The sequence below is a fragment of the Candidatus Cloacimonadota bacterium genome (assembly GCA_012516855.1).
Taxonomy (GTDB): domain Bacteria; phylum Cloacimonadota; class Cloacimonadia; order Cloacimonadales; family Cloacimonadaceae; genus Syntrophosphaera.
Map to the genome: position 1 here is coordinate 23,647 of JAAYWB010000077.1, position 15,612 is coordinate 39,258.

The 15,612-nt window shown below is 55.9% G+C and carries 8 protein-coding genes; all 8 read left to right on the plus strand.

Going from position 1 to position 15,612, the window contains the following annotated elements; all coding sequences use genetic code 11:
- The first annotated feature begins 33 nt into the window (after positions 1 to 33).
- Entirely contained in the window at positions 34 to 1,218 is a 1,185-nt protein-coding gene (locus tag GX466_08025; protein ID NLH94143.1) for a tyrosine--tRNA ligase, read from the plus strand.
- Position 1,219: 1 nt separating this feature from the next.
- On the plus strand, positions 1,220 to 1,867 hold the full coding sequence (locus tag GX466_08030) for a site-2 protease family protein (GenBank protein ID NLH94144.1): 648 nt from the start codon (positions 1,220 to 1,222) through the stop codon (positions 1,865 to 1,867).
- A 31-nt stretch (positions 1,868 to 1,898) separates the two neighbouring features.
- Positions 1,899 to 3,320, plus strand: a complete 1,422-nt coding sequence (glnA, locus tag GX466_08035; protein NLH94145.1) for a type I glutamate--ammonia ligase — start codon at positions 1,899 to 1,901, stop codon at positions 3,318 to 3,320.
- 64 nt (positions 3,321 to 3,384) lie between these two features.
- Positions 3,385 to 8,844, plus strand: coding sequence for a T9SS type A sorting domain-containing protein (locus tag GX466_08040; protein ID NLH94146.1), 5,460 nt, complete (start codon positions 3,385 to 3,387; stop codon positions 8,842 to 8,844).
- A gap of 382 nt (positions 8,845 to 9,226) precedes the next feature.
- Positions 9,227 to 10,894 (plus strand): hypothetical protein, encoded by a 1,668-nt coding sequence (locus GX466_08045; GenBank protein NLH94147.1) that lies wholly within the window; start codon positions 9,227 to 9,229, stop codon positions 10,892 to 10,894.
- The gene (locus GX466_08050) at positions 10,891 to 12,024 is read left to right on the plus strand and encodes a glycosyltransferase family 4 protein (GenBank protein ID NLH94148.1); all 1,134 of its coding nucleotides are present in this window, start codon (positions 10,891 to 10,893) and stop codon (positions 12,022 to 12,024) included. The genes GX466_08045 and GX466_08050 overlap by 4 nt, the downstream gene beginning before the upstream one ends.
- Positions 12,021 to 13,058, plus strand: coding sequence for an undecaprenyl/decaprenyl-phosphate alpha-N-acetylglucosaminyl 1-phosphate transferase (locus tag GX466_08055; protein NLH94149.1), 1,038 nt, complete (start codon positions 12,021 to 12,023; stop codon positions 13,056 to 13,058). Before GX466_08050 ends, GX466_08055 begins: the two co-directional genes overlap by 4 nt.
- A complete protein-coding gene (locus GX466_08060) occupies positions 13,055 to 15,532 on the plus strand; it encodes a hypothetical protein (protein ID NLH94150.1) in 2,478 nt (825 codons plus the stop codon). The genes GX466_08055 and GX466_08060 overlap by 4 nt, the downstream gene beginning before the upstream one ends.
- The last annotated feature ends 80 nt before the right edge of the window (positions 15,533 to 15,612 follow it).

Sequence of the window (15,612 nt, forward strand, 5' to 3'; positions counted from 1 at the left end):
AACATAAGGAAAGAAATGCGTTTTGAACAAGAACTGAAAGTGATAAAAAGAGCAGTGGATGAGATCATTCCGCTGGAAGACCTGCTGGCCAAACTCGAAAAAAGCGATAAGACCGGCCAGCCGTTGCGGATCAAATTCGGGATCGACCCCACCGGTTACGACGTCCATCTGGGGCATCTGGTGCCGATCCGCAAGATGCGTGATTTTCAGGACCTTGGCCACACAGGGGTGATCATCATCGGCGATTTCACAGCCCAGATCGGCGACCCCACCGGCCGCGACGAATCGAGGCCGCCGCTCACGCACGAGGAAATCCTGGCCAACAGCGAAAAATACATGGAGCAGCTTTACACCGTCCTAAAGCCCGAACAGACGGAAGTCCGCTGGCAGAGCGAATGGTTCAGCTCCATGGGCATGGCGGAAATCCTGAAAATGATGGGAAAATTCACGCTGGCCCAGTTCATGGCCCACGATACTTTCAGGACGAGGTTTGAAGCCGGCCTGGCCCTGGGCATGCACGAAATCATGTATCCCGTCCTGCAGGGCTACGACTCCGTGGCCATCAACAGCGACGTCGAGCTGGGCGCCACCGAGCAGAAATTCAACATCCTCTGCGGACGCGACATGCAGCGCCACTTTGGCCAGGAGCAGCAGGTGGCGGTGCTCTCACCCATCCTCACCGGCACCGACGGCGTGAACAAGATGGGCAAATCCCTGAATAACTACATCGCGGTATTTGACAGTCCCGATGATAAATACGGAAAGGTGATGTCCATTCCGGACAGCCTCATCCTGAACTATTTCAAGTATGCCGCGAACGCCGACGAGGAAACGCTGGCCGAGGTGACCGGCGAACTGGCCAGGGGAAGCAATCCCATGTTGCTGAAGAAAAGGCTGGCGCGCGAGATAGTCGGTTTTTACCACGGGGAGGAAGCCGCGCTGAGCGCTCAGGAAAACTTTGAACGGCTCTTTTCCAAACGCGAGCTTCCGGAGGAGATGCCGGAGTTTGAAGTTGGCGAGCCCGTGGTCCGCCTGGTCAAGCTGCTCACCGACAGCGGCTTATGCGCCAGCGGAGGCGAGGCCAAACGCCTCATCCTGGGCGGCGGGGTGAGCATCGACGGTGTCAAAGCCGATTCGACCGACGCCGAAATCACCGTCGCCGACGGCATGGTGCTGCGGGCCGGCAAACGCAAGTTTATGCGGCTCAGGAAGGCCTGATATGACCCCGTCAATTGGATTGATACGCACCGTTCTGAACGGCATCGTTATCCTGATCGTTTTTTACTCCATCATCATCCATGAAGTCAGCCACGCCGTGGTATCCTACTGGCTGGGCGACGACACGGCCAAACGGGCCGGCCGGCTGAGCCTGAATCCCTTCAAGCATATCGATTGGTTCGGCACTGTAATCCTTCCCCTGATAATGTATTACACTGTCGGCGTGATCTGGGGCTACGCCAAGCCCGTGCCGCTGAACCCTTACAACTACAGAAACATGAAACAGGGGATTGGGCTTTCGGCGATGGCAGGACCTGTTTCAAACATCCTTATCGCGATAGTTTTCGCCCTGCTTTACCATCTGAGCCCCGGCAACCAGTTGCTTTCCCATATCTTTCAGATGGTGGTGTTTTTCAACCTGCTGCTGGCTTTTTTCAACCTCATCCCCATCCCTCCGCTTGACGGGAGCAAGGTTTTGGGCATGTTGCTGCCCGACGACTCCTACTGGCGCTGGATGGCCCAGGAAAGGACAGGCATGTACGTGCTTTTCGGCATCCTGATAGTATCCCAGCTTTTGGGGCTGAACATCATCGGAAGGCTAATCCTGCCCCCCATCAACCTGGTGATGGGCCTGCTGGGCGTTGTCTGATTATTAAAATACATACATAAGGAACACAAACATGGAAAAGACCAAAATCCTCGAACTCATCAAAAAGCACGGCATCAAAGCCATCGACCTGAAATACACCGGCCTGGACGGACGCTGGTATCACATCACCTTTCCGGCCCGCGGGCTGGATGAGGTTTTGCGGCTCGGAGTGCCCTTCGATGGCTCCTCCATCCCGGGAATGACCTCCGTGGAATCGGGAGACATGGTGCTGATGCCGGATACGGACACAGCGCACATCGATCCTTTCTTCGAGACCCCCACCCTGCGCTTCATCTGCTCAATCTGCGACGCTGAAACCCGCATCGGCGTGAAAAAGGACCCCCGCAGCGTAGCCCTGAGGGCGCATGAATACCTGAAATCCACCGGCATCGCGGACCACAGCACTTGGATTCCGGAGCTGGAATTCCACCTTTTCGACACCGTGGAATACAACAGCGACGAATTTTCCAGCGGCTACACCGTAACCTCCGCGGAATGCAAGGACGCCCTGCCCTTCGACTTTGAAGACGATGACGCAGTGGCCCAGCAAGGACGCAAAGGCTATCACATGGATACGCCTTTCGACCGCTACTACGAAATCCGCCAGGAAATGGTGGACCGCATGGAGGAGCAGGGGATCAAGGTGCGCTACCACCACCACGAGGTGGGGCTTAGCTCTCAGCAGGAAATCGAGACCGAACTGCTGGAATTCCCCAAGATCTGCGACGACACCATGGTGATGAAGGACATCATCCGCCGCACCGCTCTGGAATACGGCCTCACGGCAACCTTTATGCCCAAGCCCGTTTACAACCAGGCCGGAAACGGCATGCACTTTCACATGATGCTGCACAAGAACGGCAAGAACATATTCTACAAAAAAGGCGGCTACGCGGACCTCTCCGATGAAGCGATCTGGTTCATCGGCGGCATCCTGAAGCACGGGCGCGCGCTGGTGGCCTTCACCAATCCCAGCACCAACAGCTTCAAGCGCTTGCTGCCTGGCTTTGAAGCGCCGGTGAAGCTCTTCTACGGCCTGGCCAACCGCAGCGCGGCCATCCGCATTCCCAAATATACCAACACACCGGATACCAAGCGTTTCGAATTTCGCACCGGCGACGCCACCTGCAACCCTTACTTCGCCATGAGCGCCCTGCTGCTGGCGGGCCTGGACGGCATCATCAACAAGATCGACCCCGCCAAGCACAAACTGGGGCCCTACGACGACAACGTATTTGCCTGGAGCGAAAAGCAGAAAGCGAAACTGCTCCCCATCCCCGCGAATCTGGCCGAGGCCATGGAAAGCCTGGAAAAGGACCACGACTTCCTGCTGCAAGGCAACGTTTTCAACGAAGAGCTGATCGAATCGCACATCAAGCATAAAATGGCTGAACACCATGCGGTTATGAGCAGGGTTCATCCCCATGAAATGCTGCTGTATTACAATCTCTAAGGCTTTGGAACACATATTGCTTGATCCATAGGCAAACCATATTCACACCTAATGAGGTAAGTTAATGAAACACTTCCTGCTCCTGCTGCTGGCAGGGCTTGCCGTGAGCTTCGCGTTTGCCGCAGCCAGCGACCAGACCCCCATACAATCCGGCCAGGCCTTTGCCATAATGGATAAAGCCGCGACCCATACCGATATCCGGTTCACTTTGCCCGAGTTTGAAATTGAACAAACTGAGGGCGGCGGCGTGAACTACCAGCGGATCAGGCTTCCCGGTTCCGGAAGCACCCTGGAAGACGGCCTGCCCGAATTGCCCACACTCAGCATGAACCTGGCCATTCCCCGCCGTGGCGGAGTTGAAGTTAGAGTTCTAAGCCAGGAGCAGAGCCAGATACAGCAGTTTCTGGCGTATCCGGTGCAGCAGGGCTTGAATGAGGAAGCTCCCAAATCCTTTGTGATCGATTCCGCCTTCTACACCGGGGGTTCCTCTTATCCCACCAGCACCGTGCAGTGGAGCGATCCCATGATCCTGCGCGATTTCCGCCTTGTGAATGTGGTGGTGAATCCCTTCAGCTACGATCCCCAAACCAAGACCCTGACCGTGAACCAGCAGATCGATCTGCGGATCAGTTATACCAACGCCCCGGGGCTCAATGAACTGGAAGGCGAGCTGACCTCGGTTTCACCATCCTTTGCCAAGATCTATGAATCGATGATCCTCAACTTTGACGATTACCGAAACCTTATGTACAGCAATGTTCCGCCCCGTTATCTGATTATCTACGGCAACAACTCCGACCCGGCCTTCGTTACGGCCCTGAACGAGTATGTGCTCTGGAAGAAGCAGAAGGGCGCGGACGTCGATGTAGCCAGCACGGCATCCAACGAGGCCGGCACCACCACCACCACCATCAAGAACTACATTCAGAACGCTTACAACAACCCCGCCACCAGGCCTGACTTTGTGATCCTGCTGGGCGATACCTCCGGCAGCTATACCATCCCGGCTTACATGGTCAGCAATGGCGGCGGGGATTATCCCTACACCCATCTGGCTGGCAACGACATCCTCGGCGACTGCTTTATCGGCCGCATCTCGGTGGAAAACCTCTCCCAACTGCATAACCTGCTGGCCAAGATTTACCTTTATGAGCGCGACGTCAACCTGAACACGGCGGACTGGCTGAACCGGATGCTATTGGTGGGGGACAACGCCCCCTCCGGCATATCCACCATGTACATCAGCAAATACATCAAGGAAAGAGCGCTGTTTGTTAACCCGGACTACACTTTCACTGAAATCTACAACGGCTCACCCTCAACCTCCGAAATCAACGCTGCCATCAACCAGGGCGTTGGTTTTTACAGCTACCGCGGGTACATCGACTTCTCACCGCCCGCTGAATCGGCACTTTTCAACGCCTACCGGCTGCTACACGCGATCAACATCACCTGCGGCTCGAACAACTATTGGAACGGCACTTCCGAAATGGAACAGTTTATCCGTTACGGCACTCCGGCCGTTCCCAAAGGCGCCGTAACCGGAATCGGGATGAGCACCTCCAGCACCCATACCAACTTTAACAATGTGCTGCACGGAGGGATTTTCGGCGGTATCTTCCAATACGGGATGCGCACAATCGGCGAAGCCCTGCTGAATGGTAAACTCTATATGTCACAAACTTACGGGGTGGCTTCTCCGAGCAACGTGACCAATTTCACCCACTGGTGCAATCTGATGGGTGACCCCACTATGGAAACATGGACCGGCATCCCAGGTCACTTCAACGTTACGGTCATTCCCAGCATTCCCCTGGGCCTCAGCCTGATGGATGTGAATGTGCTGGACGGAACCAACCTTCCGGTGGAGGGAGCAGCCGTAACCCTTACCCAGAATAGCTCGATCATCAGCAGAGGCTATACGGACACAGAGGGCAACATTATCCTTACCCTGCCGCAGTCGATGACCCCCAACAATTGTGTGCTCACCGTTTCCAAGCACGATTTCAAGCCCCTGCAGCAGACTCTGACCGTGGACAACAGCGGCACCCTGGTGCCGGCCAGCATTGTGATAGACGATGACAATAGCGGCGCTTCCTCTGGCAACAACGACGGTTTGGCCCACGGCGGTGAAACACTGGAGATCCTCTTTGGGCTTACCAACACCTCCGCCAACCCCATCTCAGGGCTAAGCGGGCAGGTCCACACCAACAGTCCCTGGGTAACATTTGTAGATTCGCTGGTTACCTATGGCGAGATCGCGGGCAGCGGGCTTGGCTTCAACGCCAGTCCCGTGGTTCTGCAGATCGCGCCGGGAGCCCCCGACGGCGCCATGATCCGGATCCACGTGCTGCTTACGGATTCCCAAAACCAAAGCTATGACATTTCGGAATTCATACCCATCCACAATGCCCGGATAATGTACAACACCAGCCTGGTTACCAATGGCGGCAACCAGGTTCTCGATCCAGGCGAGACGGCGGGCTTCACGGTAACTGTAAGCAACACCACAGCCACAGGCGTAACCGACATCTGGGGCAAGCTCTTCAGCCTCAACGATCTTTTGTCGGTTACCGATAACACCGCCTGGTATGGTGACCTGATTCAAAACGTGCAGGTTACGCCCTCCACAGATATGTTCGAGATCTACGGCCGGCCCATGCTGCTGCCGGGCATGCTGATCCCGATGCGGTTGAAACTTTACAACGACGCCGGCTTTGAGCAGTGGCTGGATTTCACCCTTACAGTCGGAGAAGTCGATGTGCATGATCCTTTGGGGCCGGATTCCTACGGCTATGTGATCTATGACGATACGGACATTACTTACGAAAACTGTCCCGTGTACGATTGGATCGGCATCGCTCCTGCTGAGGGTGGCGTGGGCACCCTTCTGGCAATTTCCGACGCTTACGCCAGCGGAGACGAAGGAGACCAGGTTGGCGCCGACGCCCTTGAGGTGGTGAATTTGCCTTTCCCCTTCCAGTTTTACGGCATCGTGTATGATCAGATAACGGTTTGTTCCAACGGTTTCATTGCCATGGGCGTAACCGAGAATGCCGAATTCAGAAACTACCGCCTGCCCGGCGCCATGGGGCCCAACCCCATGATTGCGCCATTCTGGGATGACCTGGCCACACACGCCGGGGGAGGGGTCTATACCTGGTACAACCATGACGAACGCTACTTCGTGATCGAATGGTACAATATGAAAAACGGGGCCAACGGCAACAGCGTGGAAACATTCCAGGTGATCCTTTACGACCAAAGCGTGTATGCCACTGCTTTGGGCGACGGCCCCATCAAGATTCAGTATCACACTTTCAACAACGTGGATTCCTCCACCAACACCGGCCGCCACGGCTGCTATTGCACCATCGGCATCGAAGACCACACCGGCATGGTTGGCCTGGAATACTCCTTTGGGAACAACTATCCCACAGCCGCGTCCCCTTTGGGCAACGGGCGTGCCATCTACATCACGAACGTCCCCATCTATCACTACGAACCGCATCTGCTGCTGAGCCAGACCTTTGTTGACGACGATAACGGCAACGGTATCTGCGAGCCTGGCGAAACCGTCAGACTGGGTGTGCAGCTGCAAAACATCGGCAGCCTCACAGCGGAAGATGTGGTGGCAACCCTGTCCACCACCTGCGAACACGTAATCATCACACACGCCGCGGCGGAATATTTCCCCCTCGTTGGCGATGGCTTCGGGGTCAACCGAGCTCCTTTCGTGTTCACGGTTTCGCCGGATTGCCCCAACGCCACGGTGGTCAATTTCACGCTTGCCGTTAGCTGTGGGGAAGTAGTTTGGGAGAGGAATTTCAGCCTGCGGGTGGACGCCTCCGTGATGGTTTTCGAATCCTTCCTGATCAACGATGCCGACACCAATTTCAACGGCATCATCGATCCGCTGGAAACGGTTAAACTGGTGGTAAACGTCAACAACAACGCGGCCGTTCAATCCAGGGATATTCAGGCCACGCTGTCCACATCCAGTTCTGATGTGGTCATTGCCGATCCGATCATCTTCCTGCCGCTCATCGAGCCCAATGCCGTGATGCAGTTCGTGTTTGAGCTGCAGTTTGTGAACACTGCCTCACTTGGGCAATACATCCTCTTCCAGTTCAATGTCTCCATTTCGAATGGCTTACCGCTTAACTCGAATCTGATGGTTCCCTACAACATGCCCAACATCTTCAACGATTTTGAGACCAACACCGGCGGTTTCATTTCCGAAACAGGCTGGGCCTGGGGCACCCCATCCCAGATAACCCCGTATTCCGGAACCAAACTGTGGTCAACAGGACTCAGCGGCAACTATCCTGATCTGGTGAACTACGTTCTGGTAACGCCCCTCTATGCCCTGGATGATGGCGCGACCCTCACTTTGCAGCATTATTACAGTTTCGAGAACTACTATGACGGCGGCAACGTTGGCATTTCCACAAACGATGGCCTGACCTGGAACTTGATCACCCCGCTGAACGGTTACACGCACACGAGCCTTTCCGGCTTGGGTGGTGAACCCGGTTTTTCCGGAACAGCAGCCAATTGGCAGCAGATTGTTTTCGATCTCAGCCAGTATGCCGGTCAGCAGGTCCGCTTCCGTTTCCGCATGGGCTCCGACGGCGGCACAAGCAGCATCGGCTGGTTCATAGACGATTTCGAGCTCAGCGGCGTGAACCAGAAGACGGGATACCTGCACGGCACTGTGATCCCCGCTTCGGCAACCCCTGCCCCGGAAGCTCTGGTGATGGCAAACAACCATTTTGCCACCCATCCGGCTGCCGACGGTTCCTACAGGCTGTATCTGCCCAACGGCACTTTCGACGTGAACGCCACTTTGCCTTACCACCAAACCGCGAGCGCCGACAACATTATGATCACTCCCGCTGATCCGGTGCACCAAGTCGATTTCACCCTCATCAACCTGCCCCAGCCAGCCAATGCCGCCTTCGACGTTGACAACCTCACCGGTGAAGTTGTGCTAAGCTGGGAACCGCCCATAGACCCCGTTCTGCCGGTGATGAATTACCGCGTGTACAAAAAGTTCAACACCGGTCCTTTCGAGCTGATCCAGCAAACCACCGGGCTTGGCTACACCGACGTGATCTCGTTGGATGGAGATTACGCGTATCTGATCATCGCGGTTTACCTCAACATTGAAGGCTGCCCCTCAGACACCCTTGCCTTCGAGTTTCCCTATGTGGTGGAAAACAGCGACGAAAACGCGCCGCAACTGGTTACGCGCCTCAATTCCAACTACCCCAATCCCTTCAATCCCAGCACCACCATCTCCTTCGACCTCGCGCGGCCGGGCAAAGCCAGACTCAGCGTGTACAACGTCAAAGGCCAGCTGGTGAAGGAACTTGTGGACGGAGACATGGCCTCCGGACAGCACCGGGTCATCTGGAACGGACTGGATTCCTCCGGCCGCAGCGTTTCCTCAGGCGTTTATTTCTACCGGCTTGAGGCTGGAGACTATGTTTCCACCCGCAAGATGCTGATGATCAAATAAGCAAACGTTATCCCGTCTTTGCCAATCGTGGCGGCGGACAAGAATCAAAACCCCGGCAGGTGCCGGGGTTTTTCTTAGGGGATTATTGTTCGCCTACCCCAAACCTCCCTCAAGATGGCTGCATCTCATGTGGGGATCATGCGGGAGGCAGACTAGGAACTTGGTATCGGGGGCTAACGAGGAATGCGGTTCCTTCCTTTTTGCTGTCTTTGCCTTTCAACCTGCGTCCTGATTCCACAAATCAGCAGCTTCAAGTGTGGTGGCCAAAGCGCACAAAACTGAGGCAAGTTCATGCGAAAAAAGTGGCAACGGACGATTTTGCTTGACACATAGTAAAAAAAGGAATCTCTGGCTTTAAAAAGAAATTGGCGGTAAGCTACGCATGATCTCGATCTTCATAGATTACAAGCTGGCGAGGTATCAGCACGAGATAAAGTACGCCTTCAGCTTCATATTTCAGACCCTGGGATACGGATATTGCTTCATTTCGGACACGGGCCAGCTGAAGGACAACGACATCCTCTTCATCTACGGTTACACCGATCCCACGGTGGAAGAACTGAAGGGGATAGCGCGCCATTTCATCACCATCTTCATCCAGAGCGAGCCCGACCTCTTCGATCCCAAAAACATGAATCCGGAAAAACTCCGCCGCAGCCTGAAAACCATCAAGCTGCTCTCGCAGACCCCGGTGATCAGTGCCCGCAGCTTTTCCTATCCCGCTGAAAACTATTCGGAAAGCGAAGTCCACGCCGGCAAAATCAATTTCGACCTTGTGGGCAACCTTTTCTTCCATCTGGCCGGCCTGGAAGCGCAGATCGATCCCACCCGAGACGCGGATGGCTGCTTTCCGGATGAGGCCAGCCAGTTCAATCCCCATCGCGACACACCCTACGTGGACAACCTGCTCTGGCTGATCGACAGCATGATCAAGGAACACACCCGCGCCAAGGGCATCCACATTGTTCAAAAGCAATACTGGCCGCAAGCCCAGGAAGGCGCGGCCCTGCTTTCGCACAGCGTTGACGACCTGCAGAAATGGAACTACTCGGAATTGTTCCTCTCCGTGGGCAGCGACCTCGCGATGCTTTTTTCCCTCAGTTGGCGCCAGCTTTTGCACAGCATCGGCAGCAAATTCCGCTTTCTCTTCACCAATGTGGAACTCTACTGGAATTTCGCGGAATACCGCCAGTTGGAGGAGGATGCCGGGTTCCGCAGCGTATTCTACATAGCCCCGGAAAAGAACGAATACATCAATTACAACCTGGATGACGCCGACCTCCAGGAAGAGATTCAGCAGCTTACCCGCACAGGACATGACGTCGGCTTGCTGCTCGCTCCGGACAAACCCACCCGCGACGAATTCGTTTCCCGCAAGCAGATCATGCTGCACCAACTGCGCAAGGACCAGATCGGCATCCGCCAGCTCCATTACCGCTCCAGCGACGTCATGCGCGATCTGCACAACAAACTGGGCCCCTCCCACAGCCAAAGCACTGCCCGCAGGGACACTCCTGGCTTCGTGAGCGGGATCAGCGTTCCTTACCAGCCCTGGATCGGCGGCCTCAAAACCAACTGGTGGGAGCTTCCCACCGTCTATCACGACGCCCATCTGCGCGTGGGGCGCTACAAAACCCTGCAGCTCGAGCAGGCCAAGCATCTGCTTAAAAAGTATTTCCAGGCCGCCCTCCGCACCCGCGGCGTTTTTGGCCTCGACCTGAGCCTCGCCTCCTATGCCGACATCCCCTATGTGAAAAAGCTTTACGCCTACGCGCTGGCACTTCTCAAGGCCGGCCGCGTTTGGGTCCCAACTCCGGCAGAACTCACCGCCTGGTGGGACAAACGCAACCGGGTGACCATCGAAGAGAGCGATTATGAAATCAGCATCTATTTCCCGGATGAAATGGAACATTTTGCCCTGCAGGTGCTGAACGAGGACAAAATCCGCGAAGTGGACGGCCTGCCGGCCCGGGTGGAAGGAAATATGGTTTACTTCACCGGCGTTCCGGCTGAGGCGATCGCGGTTATTAGGCTGAACCGGGAACCGTGACCAAACTGCTCCATCTGCAATTGCTGCCGCTGCTCTCAGGTGTTCAGAATTTCAGCCTGCACCTTCTGGACGGCTTGCCACGTGACGAATTTGAGATTTACGTGGCAAGCGCCCCCGGCGGGGATCTGGTCGATGCCGTGCGCCAAAGGGGCTACAAACACATTCCATTGCGCTTCCTGCGGCATCCCATCTCGCCTCTGGACGCCACCGCCCTGGCGGAATTGCTGCTTCTGCTGGGTCGCCACCGCTTCGACATCGTGCACACCAATGCCTCCAAACCAGGTCTGCTGGGACGTTTGGCGGCCAGACTCTGCCATGTCCCGCTAATCCTGCACACCGAACACGGCACTGCCTTTCAGGAGAACCAACCCGCCTTCCAGCAATACTTTTTCCGGCAACTGGAAAAAGTGGGTAATTCGCTGGGGCACAAAGTGGTTTTCGTGAATCACTCCGACCGCGAAAACTGCCTGTCGCTGGGACTTTTGCCTGAAGAGAAGGCCCTTACAATCAACAACGCCCTGCCACCCGTCCAGGCGGAAAAACTGGCCCAGGTCGCCGCCGACCGGAAGTTTGATCCCGACAAACAGGATTTCGTGATCGGCTCCACCCTCCGTTTCACCACCCAGAAGAACGTGGTGAACATCACCGGGGCCGCTTGCCAGGCCTGCGCCCGGGAACCCGGTCTGCGCTTCATCCTGCTGGGCGATGGCGAATACCTGCAGCTTTGCCGCCAGATTGTGAGCTCGCACGGTCTCAATTCGCGGGTTCTGCTTCCCGGTTGGGAAGCAGACATCGGCAAATGGCTGCCCCTTTTCGATGCCTTCCTTCTCTATTCCAGATGGGAGGCACAGCCTTTCAGCATCATCGAAGCCATGCACGCGGGCCTGCCCATCCTGGGTTCGGATATTCCCTCCATCCGCGAATTGGTTGGCCCGGATTGCGGCTGGCTGGTCCCGCTGGATGACCAGACCGCTTTGATCAACTGCCTTGTGGAAGTTTCCCGCGACCGCGCCGATGCCTTCCAGAAAGGGCGAACGGCGGCCCAAACCATCAGCGGGATATGCTCTTACGAAAAGATGGTGGCCGGCTATCTGAAGCTTTACCGGGAAGGCGCGGGGGTCAGGAAATGACGCTGCTCACCGTCTTTCTCAGCCTGGGGATTTTTCTGCTCACGCATCTGCTGGTGCCGCTAAACATCAGGCTCTCCAAGCGTTTCGGCATCCTTGCCCTGCCCAACGAACGCAAGATCCACACCCAGGCCATCCCCGAGGCAGGGGGGCTGTCTTTTGCCCTGCCCATGATGTTGGCGCAGTTGGTGTTGGGATTGACCTTGCTGCCGGACCTCTCAGGCAGGATGATGCTGCAACTGGCTGGGGTGGAGGCGATAGCGCTGATTCTGGGCGTTATGGACGACCACCACGACAGCCGCGCCGGACTGAAACTATTATTCCAGACGATGATCGGCGTGGTGATGTACGCCATTGGCTTCCGCGTGGTTTCTCTTACCAATCCTTTTGGCGCGGAAATCGTTTTATACTGGGCTTCTTTCCCCGTCACCCTGCTCTGGTATCTGGTGGTGATGAACGCTGTGAACCTCATTGATGGCATCGACGGCCTGGCCAGCGGTATTTGCGTGATCGTTTGCGCTGTGCTGCTGAGCGTGGGCGTGAAGGAACACAACCTTTTGGTCACAGCGCTCTCAGCCTTTCTGCTGGCGGGAAACCTGGCTTTCCTGCGCTTCAATTTCCATCCCGCCAAGATCTTTCTGGGCGATACCGGCTCGCTGTTCAACGGCCTCGTGATCGCCGCTATATCCACCGCCGGGACCCAGCAATACAAAGGCATCACCTCAATGACGCTGATCATCCCGCTGTCTGTGCTGGCGATACCTCTGATCGACACCGCCTTGGCTGTTTTCCGCCGTCTGCGCCTGGGCAACATTTTCATAGCCGACAAAGCCCACCTGCATCATGCCATGCTGGGGCTGGGCCTTTCCCAAAAAGCCATCGCGCTCACCGCTTATGTTGTCACCCTGCTCTTTGGCCTCATCGCCATCGGCTTTTCCTTTTCCACCAAGCGCATCCTCTTCTCGGTACTGTTCGGTTTGCTGGTATTGGGTGTGATCTTGGCCTACGTCCTTATGCGGCATGGGAGAAAAAAATGAAACGAATCCTTTTACTTGCGCTGCTCGCGCCTCTTTGCCTGACGTTGAGTGCCACCAACTGGCAAACCATCACCAACCTCAGCCATGTTTACGATTTTGTTCCGTTATATGAATATGACACCTATTTTGCCACCTGGGGCGGCGTAGTCCATTCCTGGGGTGGGAACGGAGAAATCCCCGCGGGGCAGGAAATCCTAACCACCGCGGACGGACTGGCCTCCAATGACGTGCGCACCCTGGAATACATTGCCTTTAACCAGAGCCTCTGGCTGGGAACCGCCGCCAGCGGCATCACGATCATCATGCCCCAAGGCGTCCAACAACTGAACACCTCTCTGGGCCTGCTTTCCAACAACGTGGTTAAGATCGTGGAACACGGCGCCAACATCCTGGTGGCCACCAAAGCCGGCCTGGCTTCCTATTACTATCTGGAAGGTGTGAATTTTCCCCTGATGCTGCACCAATACACCACGCAAACCACGCCGGGCTTACTATCCAACTCCATCGAGGCCATGGAGTTGGGCTCCACCAACTATCTCTACATCAGCAGCGCGGATGGGTTGAATTTCGTGCATCTGGATTCCCTGGACGTGGATTCCGCCTGGCACAGTTTTGGCGATTATCCAGGCGGCGGCAGCATCAGGGGCAAACTGTCCGTTCGGCCGGGACATCTCACCGTGGCAGGCCAATTGGCAGTTTACACGCGGTCCGATGACCCCTGGACAGGCACCTGGAAAACCTACAGCAATTCTGATGGATTGATCCTGGAACAGATATCCAGCGCCGCTTTGGACGGCCGGGGTGCCCTGTGGGTGTCCTATGGCAGTTGGAACGAGGATTTCCTCAGCTACTCCAGAAACACCGAGGTCCTGCTCACCCGGATCGACAGCAACGGCGGCGTGCACCACTGGACTGAAGCACAGAATTATTTGGGCACCAAAAGCATCTGCAGGATAGTCACCTACGAAGACATGGTCTATCTCTGCAGCTGGGGGAATGGCGTTTTTTCGCAGCGGGAAGGCGTTTTCCCCGAATCTCTTGCCTGGCATCAGACCCTGCCCAATTCCATCGGTTTTCCCAAAATCACCAACATCGCCACCGACGCCAACCATGCCGCCTGGTTCTGCAGTGGCGGGTTAAGCGCCACACCCATCCGTAAAAGCACCCTGGGCGCCAGCAAATATCAGGATGGCGTCTGGCAAACATTCAACATTTCCAACAGTCCCATCCACACGGACAACATCTATTGCTGCGCTGTGGACAGCCACAACCGCAAATGGTTTGGCACCTACGACGTGAACGACACCAGCCCTGAAGGTTGGAGATACGGCGTTTCCATCTTTGACGAGGCAAGCGGAACCTGGAAATTTCTGGACCGCGACGGAATCCATATTTGGGACCCGGAACTCGGCAGTTACGGCGGTGCCATCCCCGGTTCGGCGCGCCTGCTTGGCAACACGGACCTGCATATATCCCAGGACCGGCACGGCAACATGTTCGTGGCTTGCTATAACGACGGCTTCAGCGTGCTGGACCCGGATGACAACCTCATCGCCGAGTTTATCATCCCGAACAGCGCCCATCAACGCTCCATCTACTGCTATCATAGTGGCAGCCAATACTTTATCGGCACCTACAACGACCGGGGGCTGGTGATCTGGAACCATGATTCCATCCCCGAGACCGATGGCCCGCACTGGCTTATCCCCGATCCGCCGGATTTAAACAATTGCGAAGTTTACGGCATTGTAAGCGTTAACAGCCCTTACGAGGGCATCCAGCACTGGATCGCGGCCAGCTCAGGCCTGTTCATGTGGGACGAGGAAGACTGGTATAAATGGGACACCTCGATCAAACGTTTCAAATTCAATAAAAAGAGCCGCGCCTGGGAAAACGAAATCCTCTACTACGTCGATGAGGAAAGGCTTTATGGCTCGGTGCGCACCACTCCCACCGCCATTTACCTTGATCCCTTCAACCGCGTCTGGATCGGCAGCCTCGAGCACGGCATCAGCATGTACGATCCGGAAACGGAACGCTTCACCAATTATTTCCAGAAAAACTCGCCCCTGCTTTCGAACTACATCACAGCCCTCGGCTACAACCCCGTGGAAGGAATCCTGCTGATCGGCACCCCGGACGGCCTGAACACCCTCAAAATCGGCTATTCCGAGAAACCGGAAGTCAGGCTGGAAAACCTGGTGATCTATCCCAATCCCTTCCGTCCCGCCGAGCGCGGCTCTGTGATCATACGCAACGATCCCACGGAAACCATGCCCCGCGGCCTCAACCAGTGCCGTATCTTTGATTCCGCCGGAACCCTGGTGCGCATCCTGGAGGAAAACAAATTCGCCCGCTTTGAGTGGAACGGTGCCAACGCCGAAGGCAAAGCCTGCGCGAACGGCATATATTTCGTGGTGGTTAGCGACGCCAAAGGCAACCGGAGGACGGGTAAGATCGCGCTGCTGAGGTGAGTTATCACAATGTGAACCACGAGCCTGGATCTGCGTAAAACGACAATGATTTCAGGCTCTTTTTCAAACCGGGAGCCTGG